This window comes from uncultured Ferrimonas sp. (genome assembly GCF_947489035.1).
In the GTDB taxonomy this organism is placed as follows: Bacteria; Pseudomonadota; Gammaproteobacteria; order Enterobacterales; family Shewanellaceae; genus Ferrimonas.
This window is the reverse complement of record NZ_CANLCI010000020.1, coordinates 1-13,425: the sequence shown is the minus strand read 5'-3', so window position 1 is coordinate 13,425 and position 13,425 is coordinate 1. Positions and strand designations below refer to the sequence as shown.

Here is a 13,425-nt window from a genome sequence, read left to right as displayed (position 1 = left end):
TGATGAACTGGCAACCCACCGCCGATGTGGCGCAACTGCGCCGCCGTGCAACGCTGTTACGGCAGATCCGTGACTTTTTCGCCCAGCGCGATGTGCTGGAAGTGGACACCCCAGCCATGAGCCAAGCCACGGTGACCGATCCGCACCTGTACAGCTTTGAAACCACCTTTGTTGGCCCCGGTGCATCGCAAGGGTTGGGGCTGCATTTAATGACCTCGCCGGAATTCCACATGAAGCGCTTGCTGTGCGCCGGTGTGGGCAGCATCTACCAGATCTGCAAAAGCTTCCGTAACGAGGAGAGCAGCCGCTACCACAATCCGGAATTCACCATGCTGGAGTGGTATCGAGTTGGCTTTAACGAGCACGACTTGATGGCCGAGATGGCGCAGCTGCTGCAAGCCACCTTGGGGTGCAATGCCCCAGAGCAGGCCAGTTACCAGCAGGTGTTTATGCAGGTGTTGGGGCTGGATCCATTAACCGCCACTGTGGCCGAGCTGCAGCAAGAGTGCGTTAAGCATGGCCTGGGGGATGTCGCCCTAACCGAAACCACCACCGCGCCATTGCAGCAGATGCTGTTCTCGATGGTGATTGAGCCGCAGATTGGGCAAACGGTGCCGTTAATGGTGTTCGACTTTCCCGCCAACCAAGCGGCACTGGCGCGGATCAGCGCCACCGATCCGCGGGTGGCTGGGCGGTTTGAGGTGTATTTTAAAGGGATAGAGCTGGCCAACGGCTTCCATGAACTGGCGGATGCCGATGAACAGCTGGCGCGGTTTGAACAAGACAACCGCGAACGGCAAAGCTTAGGCCTGCCACCGAAGCCGATTGATCAGCACCTGATCGCCGCCCTGCGCCACGGTTTGCCCGATTGCGCCGGCGTGGCCTTAGGGGTGGATCGGTTGTTGATGCTGGCGATTGGCGCCGATCACATCGAGCAGGTAACCGCTTTTCCAGTGCAACGGGCTTAACAAAATGCAGCGGGATGCGATTTGTAACATCCATCCCCTTGTTGTTTACATTCTCACGCCGTACCCTAGCAGCCATTGTTAACTGACTCGCTGACTATGAACTCTCGTCGTTTTCTTACCCCATTGCTGATTGTGTGGCTGGCGCTGTTGTCGTTTGCCACCCAAGCCCATGCGAGTTCGCATATTCTGGGTGAGCACGATGCGGTATGTGAGTGGTGTCAGCAGTACGACAATCTTAACGCTGGGCTTGCCAGTGCCAGCAGCCCCCCGCTGCCGACGGCGCAAGCACTGCAAAGCGATAACAGCCCCATTGCGGCAGCGCCAATCAGGGGTGTTCGCCGCTACGCCATCCGCGCCCCTCCTTCGTTCTGATCACCTCAACTTTTTAACTATTACCCGCCCCTGCGTGGGCGATTGTTGTTGCGTGAATTAGGACAAAAAAATGCGTATTAATCCAATTTTGGCTGGCATGATGCTGGCGACTTCGGCTACCTCAATGGCCACAGAAATGCCTAACATCAGCTTGGTGCTGGATGGCTACTACCAAGATGGCGATCGCGAAAACAGCCATCGCGAAGATGGTTTTGGCTTGGGTGAAACGGAGTTGGCGCTGTCGGGTGCCATTGACGATCAGTTCTTTGGCAAGGTAACCACCATCATTGCCACCGAAGATGGCAGCACCGAGGTGGAGCTGGAAGAAGCCTTTATCCAAACGCTGGCACTGCCGTACGGTTTGTCGCTGCGTGCCGGTCGCTTTATGTCTGACATCGGTTACTTGAACAGCCAACACCTGCACAGTGACGCCTTTGTTGAGCGCCCAGCGGTGTACCGTTCCTTCTTGGGCGGCCACTACTTCGATGATGGTGTGCGTTTGAACTGGGTTGCCCCAACCGACACCTACCTGACGTTCGGCGTGGAAGTGTTCAGCGGTGATCCGTTGATTGCGTCTGCTGACAGCCATGACGAGCATGAGGAAGAGCATGAGGAAGAGCATGATCATGAAGATCACGGCGACGAAGATCATGAAGAAGATGACCACGGTCATGACGAAGAGGCCCATGAAACCGAATCCATCGGCGTGATCCACGGTTACGCTAAATTGGGCGGCGACATCGGCTTAAGCCAAAGCTGGCAGCTGGGTTTATCCTACCTGCATAACCGCAACGGCATGGGCGCAGCCCACGCTGAAGAGGAGCACGCGGAAGAGGACGCGCACGGCCACAGCCATGGCGCGTCTTACACCGGTGAGAAACTGTTGGCGGTGGATGCGGTGTACAAGTGGGCGCCAGAGGGGAACTACAAGCACAATCACCTGACCTTATCCGCTGAGTACATGCGCCTTGAAGACAGCTTCGAAGGCCGCAGCGAAGATCACAGCGGTTGGTATGTCTCTTCGGTGTACCAGATCAACCCAAGTTGGTCTGCGGGGCTGCGTTACGGCGAGGTGGATGTGACAGAGGTTCACCTTGAGCCCCATGACGATCATTTCCATACTCATTTTGAAGACGCCAGTCTCAAAGAGAGTGAAGTGATGGTGGCGTGGCACAACAGCCACTTCTCGACGGTACGGTTGCAATACAGCAATATCGACGGCGCCTTGAACCGCCAAGACGACAACGTGGTTACGCTGCAATTTGTAATGGCCTTAGGAGCGCATGGTGCACATCAATTCTAATTTGATGCGGCCAGTATTGGCGGCGAGCCTGTTGCTCGCCGCCATGCCAGCAGCTGCACTGAACCTGTTTACCTGCGAAAGCGAATACGCGGCGCTGGCGCAAGAGATCGCCCCTGAAGCGACTGTCTTCAGCGCCACCACCGCTTTACAGGATCCTCACCATGTGCAAGCGCGGCCAAGCTTAATCGCTAAGCTGCGCCGCGCGGATCTGGCCATCTGTGCTGGCGCGGAGCTGGAGATCGGCTGGCTGCCGATGCTGCAGATGAAGGCCAACAACGCCCGCGTGCGTGATGGGCAACTGGGGATGCTGTACGCCAGCGATGTGGTTGAGCCGTTGGGCAAACTGGATCATGTGGATCGCAGCATGGGCGACGTGCACGCTGGCGGCAATCCGCACTTTCACTTCTCGCCCCAACGGGTTGGCAAAATCGCCGTGGCCATTCGCGATCGCTTAATGGCGATTGATCCGGCGAATCGCAGTGCCTACCAAGCCAATTGGCAGGACTTTGATGCGCGCTGGCAGCAGGCAACCGCCCGCTGGCAGTTACAAGCCAAACCGCTGCAGGGCCATAAAGTGATCGCCTACCACTCGAGCTTTATGTACCTGTTTGATTGGCTAGAGCTGGAACAGATCGCCGATTTAGAGCCCAAGCCTGGGGTGGCGCCGACGGCTGCCCACTTGGCCACGCTGCTGCAACGCGCGCAAGCGCAGCCGCCGCTGGCGGTGATCTACACCGGTTACCAAGACGCCCGTGGCGCCAACTGGTTAGCCAAGCGCGCTAACGTAACGGCGTTACAGCTGCCGTTTGGCCCAGGTGTGGACGGCATTGACGATCTGTTTGCGTTGTACGATCAGGTGCTAACCCGACTGTTGCAGGCACAGCAGCCATGAGCGAAAACATCAGCATTGTGCTGCCCGCCTTAGTGGCTGGGCTTATCGTGTTAGCCAGCCATGTGGTGATGGGGCAGCAAGTGCTGCGCCGTGGCATCATCTTCATCGATTTGGCCATTGCCCAGATCGCCGCGTTTGGGGCGGTACTGGCCAGTACCTCGCACCTGTTGCACCACCTGCCTGGGGTGCATTGGTGGCTGCCGCTGCTGTTTGCGCTGGCAGGCGCTGGCTTGATTGCGTGGCTCGAACGGATTGCCAAAACAGAACTGGAGGCGGTGATCGGCTGCCTGTATGTGCTGTCGGCGGTGGCGGCAATGCTGGTGTTGGCCAATGATCCTCATGGTGGCGAACTGCTGAAGCAGCTGCTCTCTGGCCAGATCCTGTGGAGCGATTGGCCGGCGCTGTTGTGGCCGGCGATTGCGACGGTGGCGGTGTGTGCGCTGCTGTGGTGGCGACCGTCGCTGCTGGTTGGCCGCGCCTTCTATCCGCTGTTTGCCTTAATGATTACGTTCTCGGTGCAGTTGGTTGGCGTGTATCTGGTGTTTGCCAGTTTGATCCTGCCGGCGCTGGCGGTGAATCGCTTGCACGGAGCGGCGGCTTTGGTGGGCGGTTATCTGGTGGGCGTGTGCGCTTACTTGATGGGCTTGGCGTTGTCGCTGCGTTGGGATCTGCCGGCTGGGGCCACCATTGTGATGGTGTTGGCCGCGGTGGCGTTGGTGATCCGGCTGTTGCCCTTACCGCAGGATCTCAATGTTGAGGTGAAGTCGCTCGATTGAGGATAAGCCATTAAAAAAGCCCGCAGTTGCGGGCTTTTTTGAGCCAACCTTGCGCTTAAACGGCTTTATCTGCCGCCACTTTGCTGGCGAATCGGCTGGCCACCTTACCGGTGCACGCCCACACCAAAACAGCGCCCCAAGCGACAAAAGAGAGCCCCGCGGGCACACACGCCATGGCAATGTATTTAACATGTTTGCGATTAAAAATAAGCGCCAGCAGCGCTGGAAGAAACCACACCACAACAATGGCGAGGGCGGCCAGCGCCATAAAGCCGTAGTTAGCGGAATTGAAAAGTGTCTCTACCTTATCGAACATCTGGGTGGGCTCCTCCGTGAACCGGTTGTGCTGTTAGTAACGCTTAGCCGGCGGGCTGTTGCCCCATTTGGCTTTGTTGGTAATTTTCAATGCCCACTTTTTCGATCAACGATAACTGGGTTTCCAGCCAATCCACGTGTTCCTCTTCGGAATCGAGGATCCGCTGCATTAGATCGCGGCTGACGTAATCGCGGATCGACTCACAGTATTCAATGCCGTCGCGCAGATCGGGAATGGCGTCCATTTCGAGTGCTAAATCGCACTGCAGCATCTCTTGGGTGTGTTCCCCAATGCGTAACTTGCCAAGGCTTTGCAGGTTGGGCAGTCCCTCCAGAAACAGGATCCGCTCAATCAGCCAATCGGCGTGTTTCATCTCGTCGATGGACTCGTGGTACTCGTAATCCCCAAGCTGGTGCAAGCCCCAGTCTTTGTACATGCGCGAGTGTAAGAAGTACTGATTGATGGCGATAAGTTCGTTGCCCAACACTTTGTTTAAACATGCAATAACTTTTGGATCGGCTTTCATGACATTGCATCCAGCAGTGAATGTGTTGGTCAAACATGGCAAAGATTTGGGGACGTGACAAGGCGCAGCGTATAAATACACTGCGCCAAAAGCAGAATTGCCGAGCAACGGCTAAGCAGACAAAGCGCTGGGCTTAGGCTACCTGATAGTAATTAGGGGTAAGATCTTTGGTTTGCTCCATCATCTCAATGGTGGCCTTGATGCACTTGCCGCATTGACGGCCGACCTGCAGCTTTTCCTGCAGACTTTTCAGATCATCAGCGCCTTGTTCGACCGCGTGTTTAACCTGAGAGTCGGTTACGCCATAGCAAACACAGATGTACATCGTTTGGCTCCAGTATCAATTTGAACAACAGGACGAAGCGTAAATGCAAACGATTCGCATGTCCAATTCGATAATAGACCAAAACCTCGCGAATTTGATTCAAGTGGTTATTAAAAACCGTGAACTGGGTGGCAAGGCAGCAGAAGCTGCGATCTGAGTGCGGCAGTTGTCGCACTTTACTCAGGGTTAATAGCCTTTTTGCTTATCCACTAAATGCCATAACGGCTCGCCTTGACGGTCGCGCTGGAGGTTGTCGATAAACTGGCTCGCAACCTGTTCGGGGAAGCTGGCGGCGGCGATGTGCGGGGTAATGGTGAGATTGGGGCAGTGCCACAACGGCGACGACGACGGCAACGGTTCTTGCTCGAACACATCCAGCACCGCAAAGGCCAACCGCTGCTCGGTTAAGGCTGCGGTTAAGGCGTTGGTATCTACGGCGCTGCCACGGCCAACGTTAATAAAGCCGGCCTCGGCTTTCATCGCCGCAAAGGCGCTGGCATCAAACCGCTTTTCGGTGGCGCTGGTGCTGGGCAAGATCGAGACCACCGCATCCCCCTGAGCGAGCGCTTGGTGCAATTGGTTGCTGGGATAGCAGCGCTGAAAGCCGTCGATGTCGCGACCGTCAGTATTCACTCCGATCACGGTCATGCCGAAGGCGTTGGCGGCTTTAGCGATGCACTGGCCAATATTACCGGTGCCAACCAGCACAAGGGTTTGTTGGGCAAGACTGCCGTACCCTTTGGGACGCCACTGCTGTTGTTGCTGGGCTTCGGCGTAGCGGGGCAGTTGGCGTAAACGGCTTAGCAGTTGGGCAAACACGTATTCGGTCATCAGTGGGCCAAACACTTCGCGCACATTCGTGAGCTGATAATCGGCTTCGATCCCGCTTTGCAGCAACGCATCCACTCCAGCATAGACACTGGCGATCCAGCGTGGCCGATGCCCCTGTTGCAGCGCCTTGGCGGCGAGTGCCGGTTCAGCCAGCCACACGTCGGCGGCGGCCGGATCTGCGCTGCACTCAATCTGATGGGGGGCGAGTAAACGCTGGTAGCGGTTAAAGTGACGAGCAGAGAGGATCGCAATCATGTAAGCCAACCTTGGCATGACGTTGTGAGCTGCAGCAGTTCGCGGCTGCGCTTAGGGTGATCGGTAAAGATGCCATCAACGCCAAGGGCGGCCATGCGGCGCACCTCTGTGGGGCTGTTAACGGTATAAACGTACACTGTTAACCCTCGTTGATGGGCGTCATCAATCAGTGCTGGGGTAATGGTACGGCGATTGGCGTGCAGGGCACCGGCGTGTAAGTCGCTGGCAAATTGCGCCAAATCAGCAGGGCACTGTTCGGTTAGGGCACCAATGGGGTATCGCTTGGTCTGCTGACGCAGCACTTGCAGCTGGGCGCCATCGAAGCTCGAAATAATGAATTGCTCGGGCCGATAGCCCAGCCGTTGCTCCGCTTGTTGCAGCAGTGGCGGCAGTGCTTGGGCGCAGTTGGCCCCTTTGAGCTCGATATTGATATCAATGCCGCTGTCGGCCAGCGCTTCGAGCACCTGCCACAGGGTGGGGATCTGGGCGCGCAGCTGCGGCTGGGTTTTGGCTAAGGCGCTGCCGCGCTTGGGGTGCAGCTGCAGGGCTTGCAGTTGAGCCAAGGTTAACTCCGCGATTTGGCCGCGGCCGTTGCTGAGTTGATTCACGCTAAAATCGTGAAACACCACCAACTGCTGTTGGCACAGATGCACATCCAGTTCGATGGCGTCAGCCCCGTGCTCCAGTGCCAGCTGCATCGCCGCCAGCGTATTTTCAATGGCGGCGGCGCTGGCACCACGGTGGGCAATAATCTTCATCCCTGAACACCTTGAGTTAACTGCGAATTAAGCCAGTCTCTTTCACTTCGTTGTTGATGTGCAAGTCCATTTGCGGATAGGCCATGACGATGCCTGCGTCTTTGAACTTGGCGTTAATGCGCATGTGCAGATCGTGACGCAGCGGCCAGCGTTTGCCCATCTCGTCGGCATACACCCGCACTTCGAAGTTTTGGGTGTGGCCGGTAAAGCCATCGAAGAAGATCTCCGCCGCCGGTTGCTCTAACGCGAGTGGGCATTCGCTGACCGCCTGATGCAGCACCGCATCAACCAAGGCCGGATCGGACTCGCGCGCCACCGAAACTTTTAGGATCACTCGAGTAATGGCGTCCGACAGCGACCAGTTCACCAGCTGCTCGGTGATGAACGCCTTGTTGGGCACGATGATCTCTTTTCGATCCCAATCAACGATGGTGGTGGCGCGGATCTGAATTTTAGAGACCGTGCCGGTGAGATCGCGGATGGTGACGGTGTCGCCAATGCGGATCGGCTTTTCAAACAGGATGATCAGGCCGGAGATGAAGTTGGCGAAAATCTCTTGCAAGCCAAAGCCCAAGCCAACGGTCAGCGCGGCGATCAGCCACTGCATCTGGCTCCACGCTAACCCTAAGGCAGAAAAGGTGGCGATGGTGCCGAACAGGTACACCAAGTATTTGCTGATGGTGGAGATAGCAAAGCCGGTGCCGGGGGTGAGATCCAGCCGCTGCAGGATCACCAGCTCTAACAAGCCGGGCAGGTTGCTGGCAATCAGGTAGCTGAAGCCGCCAAACAGCGCTGCGGCCACAATGGATTTTAGGGTGATTGGCAGCGCTTGCTCGACCCCGCCAATCATCTGGCTGCTGGAATACAAGGTGATCGAATCCAAAAAGCTGAACACCGCCGGATGGGTTTGGCTCCATAGCGCCACCAACGAGAACACAAACGCCAAGATCAGCACCGAGCGCATCAGCCCCAACGATTGAGTGGAGATGGTATCCAGATCGATCTGCGGCTCTTCGGGCATGTCGAGGGTGCCATCGATGCTGAGGTTGCCATCCACTTTGTCTTTTTCACGTTGCGCCAGCAGCTCGGCGCGTTTGGCCCGCGCCTGTGCCAGCTGCAAGCGGCGCCGTTCAATTAAGATGCGCCGTTTCACCATCAGGTAGCTGAGCAGGTACAGCGCCCCTACGGTAACGGTGATCTGCGCCTGCCCCAGTGCCTGTTGGGCGCTGTAGTAATAGCCTTGCACCGTCAGCGCTAAGGCCAGCAACGGCAACAGGGTTAAGGCTTGCCACAGCAGCCGTTCCAGCAAGCGCCGGTTGGTGCCGCGATGGCTGTGAAAGCGGTGGTATTCTTCGGCGAATTTGGCCAGCTGGCGATACACCGAAAACAGCAACAAACACAGGCCAATAAAGGCCAATCGCCCTAAGCTGTCGCGCAGCTGGGTCAGTTCGACCACTTGCGTTAAGGCAATGATGGCCACCGCCGGCGCGCCGAGCACGTGCATCCGCGCCAAAAAGGCCAAGGTGCGTGCCACCAAGGGGGGATTGCGGCGAAAGTGCGCCACCAACAGCCCGTTGGGGTGACACAACTGATGCAGTAACCAATAAAACTGGCCAACTAAGGCCAACCCCAGTAACCCCGCGCCAACGGCGTGGGCAAAGTTACTGCCGTCGCCGTGGTAGAAGATCAGCCCAGCCACCCACAGCGGCGCGGGCAGCAACAGGCTGTAGCCAAAGGCCAGTGCCATCGCTTGGGTGGAGGCGCTAAATTTATCTTGGGTTACGTTACCGACAAACCGTGCGTGTGCTTCGCGGCTGCGGGCTAAGCGATTGCGGCTGAGATCCAGCACCGCCGCTAAGAAGACCACCAGCAGTAACCACCACGACCAATACAGGCTGTTGTGGTTGATTGATTGCTGCAACTCCTGCAGACGCTGGCCATCAAACAGCCAAGTCAGGCTGAACCACAGTTCGCTGAAAATAGTGCTGTCCAGCGGCCGAGCATTGGCCAGCCACAACATGTTTTCGGTGATCAGATCTTGGAAGCGCTGGTTTAAGCGGGTGAGCTGATCTTGCTGCAGCTTAAGGCGACTGAAATCCACCATCAGCTGCTCGTTGGCTTGCAGCAGCTGCTGCAACAGCTGGTATTGGCGCTCGACCAGTTTGTGTTTGGCGTTGTTGTCGATGGGTTGTTGCAGCTGTCGTTGCAGCTTTTCGCGCTTGAGCTCGTAGTCGTATCGGTTCACACGAGACTGGGTAATGATGCTGCCATCCAGCGGCGTTGGCCAATTCTGTTGCAGCCGCTTTAAGCGCTGGATCAACGCTTGGCCCAACCCCGCGCTGTTGCTGGGCCAGTCCAATTGTTCGCGGGTGATGTTGTGCTCGGCCGACAGGCTTTGGTGTTGTTGTTCGGTGCGGATCAGGCTGCGGTTGATCTGTTCGAGGCGGCCATTAGCTTCGGCCAACGCGCGGGCGTAGTTGGCGTTTTGCTCGCTGAGGCGCGACAGCGCGGTATCGGCGTTGATCCCTTGATAGGCCGAGGTAATGGCGGCACGGCTTTGGGCTCGACGGGCTGCCGTAGTGGCGTTGCTGAGATTACGCAGCCGCAGCTCCAGATCCGCCTGTTGGCTTTGCACCAGCCGTTGTTGCAGCTGCAGCAGCTGGATCTGCCGTGGCAAGGCTTGTTGTTCCAAGATCAGCGTTTGTTCCAGCTGACGGAAATAACGCTGTTGTGCTTGGGCGATGGGGCTGCTGTTGTTTTGCTGCTGCGCCAACTGCCACTGTTGGTTGGCTTGTTGTTCGGCGTCGGGCAGGGCATCTAAGCGCCCGCGCAGTTCGGTTAGGCGCTCGGTTAAGGTGTTGCTGCTGGTTTTAAGCTGTTGCAACTGGTTGTGAGCCATGGAACTTTGCTGGCTGAGATCTTGGCTTGGATCCACTTGGCTCGACAGTGGCTGCTGCAACTGCTGCTGCAGTTGGGCTTGGCGCTGGCTGAACATCTCGAGCAGTTGCTGATGCTGCTGCCCCTGTTGCTGGAGCTGACTGCTTTGCTGTTGCCACTGCGCGAGGGTGATCGCTTGGCCTTGTTGCACCCCAAAGGGGTTAAGCCGACGTTCCAATGAAAAAGGACCAGCGGCTTGGCTGGTGAAGGTGAGCAACAAAAACAGGCAAAACAGGGAAGAGCGCCACATGGTGTACAACTTAGTCGAAGGGCCAAAATCACGGCATAATATTAGCCGAGATAATGCCCTGAAACTATTGCTGTTAGCGGCTTTTTCGGTGGCAATATTTTGGCTGCGCCAACAAAAAGGAGGCCGATGGCCTCCTTGGTAAATGATGCTGCTACGGCGAACCTTATTTGGCTTTGGTTAACGCCATCATTTGGCCCAAACGGGTTTGCGCGCCAGGGGTAAAGCCAGCAACAAAATCATCGATAAAGTCTGGGGCAAAACAGGCAACAATGGTGCTGCCCAGTTTAAAGCGACCCATCTCTTCGCCTTTTTCTAGCTTAATTGCGCCTAAACCATCCGCGGGGTATTCCCAGCTCATCATCGCCCCAGTTGGTGGAGTAATGGTGCCAGCCCAAACGGTTTCAATTGAAGCCACGATGGTGGCGCCAACCAGTACCATCGCCATCGGTCCTTGTTCGGTATCGAAAATGGTGACCACTCGTTCGTTACGAGCAAACAGCCCCGGGACGTTTTCGGCGGTTAACGGGTTAACCGAGAACAGATCCCCCGGTACGTAGATCATCTTACGCAGGGTGCCGCTGCACGGCATGTGGATGCGGTGGTAATCCTGTGGCGACAGATAGATGGTGGTGAAGTGGCCATCACGAAACGGATCGGCATCTTCAGCGTGGCCGCCCAGCAGGGTATCGACGGTGTAGTCGTGTCCCTTCGCTTGGATGATGCGGTTAACCTTAATCGGGCCCGCTTGGCTAACGCGGCCATCAACCGGTTGGATCACGGTGCTGTCGTCGCCAATTAATGGGCGCAGGCCCGGCTTCAATTCGCGGGTAAAGAAGTCGTTGAAGGTTTCAAACTGGTTTGGATCGTCGATCAACGCTTCATCCATGTCGATCTTGTACTGCTTGATAAACCAGTTAATGGCGGCAGTGGTGGCTTTGCCGCATTTGGCGGCGGCAAAGCGGCCAACCAGTCGAGATACGCCATGTTGGGGCATCAGATACTGCAGTTTTACTTTAAGTTGGTCCAAGGACACGAGCTTGCCTCTATTGTTCTATTTATCTTTAAGCGGGTCGACGAAGTGACGGGTAGAGCGATCCGTATCCATCGTTTCTAAAATTCGTTGATAGTTATCAAAGCGTTGCACGCTGATTACGCCATCTTCCACAGCCTGACGCAAAGCGCAACCGGGATCATTACCGTGCTTACAATCTCGGAACTTGCAGCTGCCCAGCACATCGCGGAACTCTTTAAAGCCCCAGCTTACGCGATCCGCCTCTAGGTGCCACAACGCAAACTCACGCACTCCGGGGGAATCGATGAGATCGCCGCCGCCGGGAAAGCGTAAGAGCTTGGCGGTGGTGGTGGTGTGCTGCCCAAGGCCGGAGTTTTCTGATACTTCGCCCACCTCTAAGTTCAGATCGGGCATCAGGGTATTGACGATTGAGGATTTACCGACACCGGATTGGCCGACAAAGATGCTGATGTTGTCAGGCAACAGCTGCTGCAGTTGCTCTAATCCTTCGCCAGTGGTGGAGCTGACCAGATGGATTGGGTAACCGATTTCGCGGTAAGGCGCCAAAATCTGATTTACCACCTCTAAGCCTTCGTCATCCAACAGATCGATTTTGTTGAGCACCAAAATAGGCGGGATGCCGGTGTCTTCGGCGGCCACTAAGTAGCGGTCGATGATCATGGCCGAGAGTTCAGGCACCACCGCAGAGACAATCAGCATTTGATCGATGTTGGCGGCGACCGGCTTCAGGCCATCGTAATAGTCTGGGCGTTTCAGTTCGCTGCGGCGTGGGTGCACGGCTTCCACCACACCGGCAATGCCTGCGTTGATCTCATTGCCTTGGCGCCATTCCACTTCGTCGCCAACCACAACGCTGCCGATGGTGCGGCGCAGGTTACAGCGAAACACTTCGCCTGCGCTGGTTTCGACATCGGCGTGTTGGCCAAAGCGGCTGATGATCCGACCCCAAATCTGCGGGCCGAGTTGGTCATTTTCCCAAACCGGATCTTTTTTTCCTGACAAACGCTTATCACGATTGGCACGAACGCGGCGCAATTGACCTTTAGTCAGCTTTTTTTTGCCTTTGCTCACGGTGCTCCTAGCTAACCTGTGGGTAATAATCTAAAGAACCCGTATGATACTACGTTCTGATGAAAATGGCTGCGAAGCGAGGGTACGATGTCACTAGATCCCAACAACCTGATCTGGATTGATTTGGAAATGACCGGACTGGATCCGGAACAACATAAGATCATCGAGATCGCCACCATAGTGACCGACAGTCAATTGAATGTGCTGGCTGAAGGGCCGGTGCTGGCGGTGCACCAGAGCGAAAGTGAACTGGCAAAAATGGACGATTGGAATGTGCGTACCCACGGCGAAAGCGGTTTGGTTGAGCGTGTGCGCCACGACAGCGTCAGCATTGAAGAGGCGCAAGCGCAGACTATCGAGTTTCTGCAGCAATGGGTGCCAGAAGGTAAGTCACCGATTTGTGGCAACAGCATTGGCCAAGATCGACGCTTCTTGGTGAAGCAGATGCCGCAGTTGGAAGCGTATTTCCACTACCGTTACTTGGATGTCAGCACCATTAAAGAGCTGACGCGCCGCTGGCAGCCAGAACTGTTGGAACAGTTTAGTAAGAGCGGATCGCACCAAGCGCTTGATGATATTCGCGAATCCATTGCTGAATTGTCATTTTATCGCCAAACTGTTTTCAAAATTTGAGCAAGCAGTAAAAAATTGCTGTTTCGGGGGTTGTCAGCATGAGGATTTCCCTTATAATGCGGCCTCGCTTTTGACGACAACTGTTCGTTGCAAAGCGTTGTGATGCGGCACTAGCTCAGTTGGTAGAGCGCGACCTTGCCAAGGTCGAGGTCATGAGTTCGAACCTCATGTGCCGCTCC

The 13,425-nt window shown here is 56.2% G+C and carries 14 protein-coding genes and 1 tRNA gene; 7 read left to right on the top strand and 8 right to left on the bottom strand.

What is annotated here, in order from left to right; all coding sequences use genetic code 11:
• Window positions 1-2: 2 nt before the first annotated feature.
• The 5 genes from epmA to Q0796_RS12530 all read left to right on the top strand — a co-directional run bounded on the left by epmA (window position 3) and on the right by Q0796_RS12530 (window position 4,311).
• The gene (epmA, locus tag Q0796_RS12550; RefSeq protein ID WP_298443738.1) at window positions 3-968 is read left to right on the top strand and encodes an elongation factor P--(R)-beta-lysine ligase; all 966 of its coding nucleotides are present in this window, start codon (window positions 3-5) and stop codon (window positions 966-968) included.
• Window positions 969-1,064: 96 nt separating this feature from the next.
• Window positions 1,065-1,340 (top strand): DUF2946 family protein, encoded by a 276-nt coding sequence (locus Q0796_RS12545; RefSeq protein ID WP_298443734.1) that lies wholly within the window; start codon window positions 1,065-1,067, stop codon window positions 1,338-1,340.
• 97 nt (window positions 1,341-1,437) lie between these two features.
• Complete coding sequence (locus tag Q0796_RS12540; RefSeq protein ID WP_298443893.1) at window positions 1,438-2,643, top strand: hypothetical protein; 1,206 nt, start codon at window positions 1,438-1,440, stop codon at window positions 2,641-2,643.
• Complete coding sequence (locus Q0796_RS12535; protein ID WP_298443732.1) at window positions 2,627-3,535, top strand: zinc ABC transporter substrate-binding protein; 909 nt, start codon at window positions 2,627-2,629, stop codon at window positions 3,533-3,535. The genes Q0796_RS12540 and Q0796_RS12535 overlap by 17 nt, the downstream gene beginning before the upstream one ends.
• Complete coding sequence (locus Q0796_RS12530; RefSeq protein WP_298443730.1) at window positions 3,532-4,311, top strand: metal ABC transporter permease; 780 nt, start codon at window positions 3,532-3,534, stop codon at window positions 4,309-4,311. The genes Q0796_RS12535 and Q0796_RS12530 overlap by 4 nt, the downstream gene beginning before the upstream one ends.
• 55 nt (window positions 4,312-4,366) lie before the next feature.
• On the opposite strand, the gene Q0796_RS12525 is transcribed toward Q0796_RS12530, so the two are convergent.
• The 8 genes from Q0796_RS12525 to rsgA form a co-directional block, all read right to left on the bottom strand.
• The gene (locus Q0796_RS12525; protein ID WP_298443727.1) at window positions 4,367-4,627 is read right to left on the bottom strand and encodes a superinfection immunity protein; all 261 of its coding nucleotides are present in this window, start codon (window positions 4,625-4,627) and stop codon (window positions 4,367-4,369) included.
• 43 nt (window positions 4,628-4,670) lie between these two features.
• Window positions 4,671-5,153 (bottom strand): bacterioferritin, encoded by a 483-nt coding sequence (gene bfr / locus Q0796_RS12520; RefSeq protein ID WP_298443724.1) that lies wholly within the window; start codon window positions 5,151-5,153, stop codon window positions 4,671-4,673.
• A gap of 133 nt (window positions 5,154-5,286) precedes the next feature.
• On the bottom strand, window positions 5,287-5,478 hold the full coding sequence (locus Q0796_RS12515; protein ID WP_298443722.1) for a (2Fe-2S)-binding protein: 192 nt from the start codon (window positions 5,476-5,478) through the stop codon (window positions 5,287-5,289).
• A 186-nt stretch (window positions 5,479-5,664) separates the two neighbouring features.
• On the bottom strand, window positions 5,665-6,564 hold the full coding sequence (locus Q0796_RS12510) for a D-2-hydroxyacid dehydrogenase (RefSeq protein WP_298443720.1): 900 nt from the start codon (window positions 6,562-6,564) through the stop codon (window positions 5,665-5,667).
• The gene (locus tag Q0796_RS12505; protein WP_298443717.1) at window positions 6,561-7,322 is read right to left on the bottom strand and encodes a glycerophosphodiester phosphodiesterase family protein; all 762 of its coding nucleotides are present in this window, start codon (window positions 7,320-7,322) and stop codon (window positions 6,561-6,563) included. The genes Q0796_RS12510 and Q0796_RS12505 overlap by 4 nt, the downstream gene beginning before the upstream one ends.
• Window positions 7,323-7,338: 16 nt before the next feature.
• The gene (locus Q0796_RS12500) at window positions 7,339-10,509 is read right to left on the bottom strand and encodes a mechanosensitive ion channel domain-containing protein (RefSeq protein ID WP_298443714.1); all 3,171 of its coding nucleotides are present in this window, start codon (window positions 10,507-10,509) and stop codon (window positions 7,339-7,341) included.
• Window positions 10,510-10,672: 163 nt separating this feature from the next.
• The gene (asd, locus tag Q0796_RS12495; protein ID WP_298443891.1) at window positions 10,673-11,536 is read right to left on the bottom strand and encodes an archaetidylserine decarboxylase; all 864 of its coding nucleotides are present in this window, start codon (window positions 11,534-11,536) and stop codon (window positions 10,673-10,675) included.
• 24 nt (window positions 11,537-11,560) lie between these two features.
• The gene (gene rsgA, locus Q0796_RS12490) at window positions 11,561-12,613 is read right to left on the bottom strand and encodes a small ribosomal subunit biogenesis GTPase RsgA (RefSeq protein WP_298443711.1); all 1,053 of its coding nucleotides are present in this window, start codon (window positions 12,611-12,613) and stop codon (window positions 11,561-11,563) included.
• A gap of 87 nt (window positions 12,614-12,700) precedes the next feature.
• On the opposite strand from rsgA, the gene orn reads away from it, so the two are divergent.
• Entirely contained in the window at window positions 12,701-13,246 is a 546-nt protein-coding gene (gene orn, locus Q0796_RS12485) for an oligoribonuclease (protein WP_298443709.1), read from the top strand.
• Between the two features lie 104 nt (window positions 13,247-13,350).
• Window positions 13,351-13,423 (top strand) — tRNA-Gly (locus tag Q0796_RS12480).
• Window positions 13,424-13,425 lie beyond the last annotated feature (2 nt).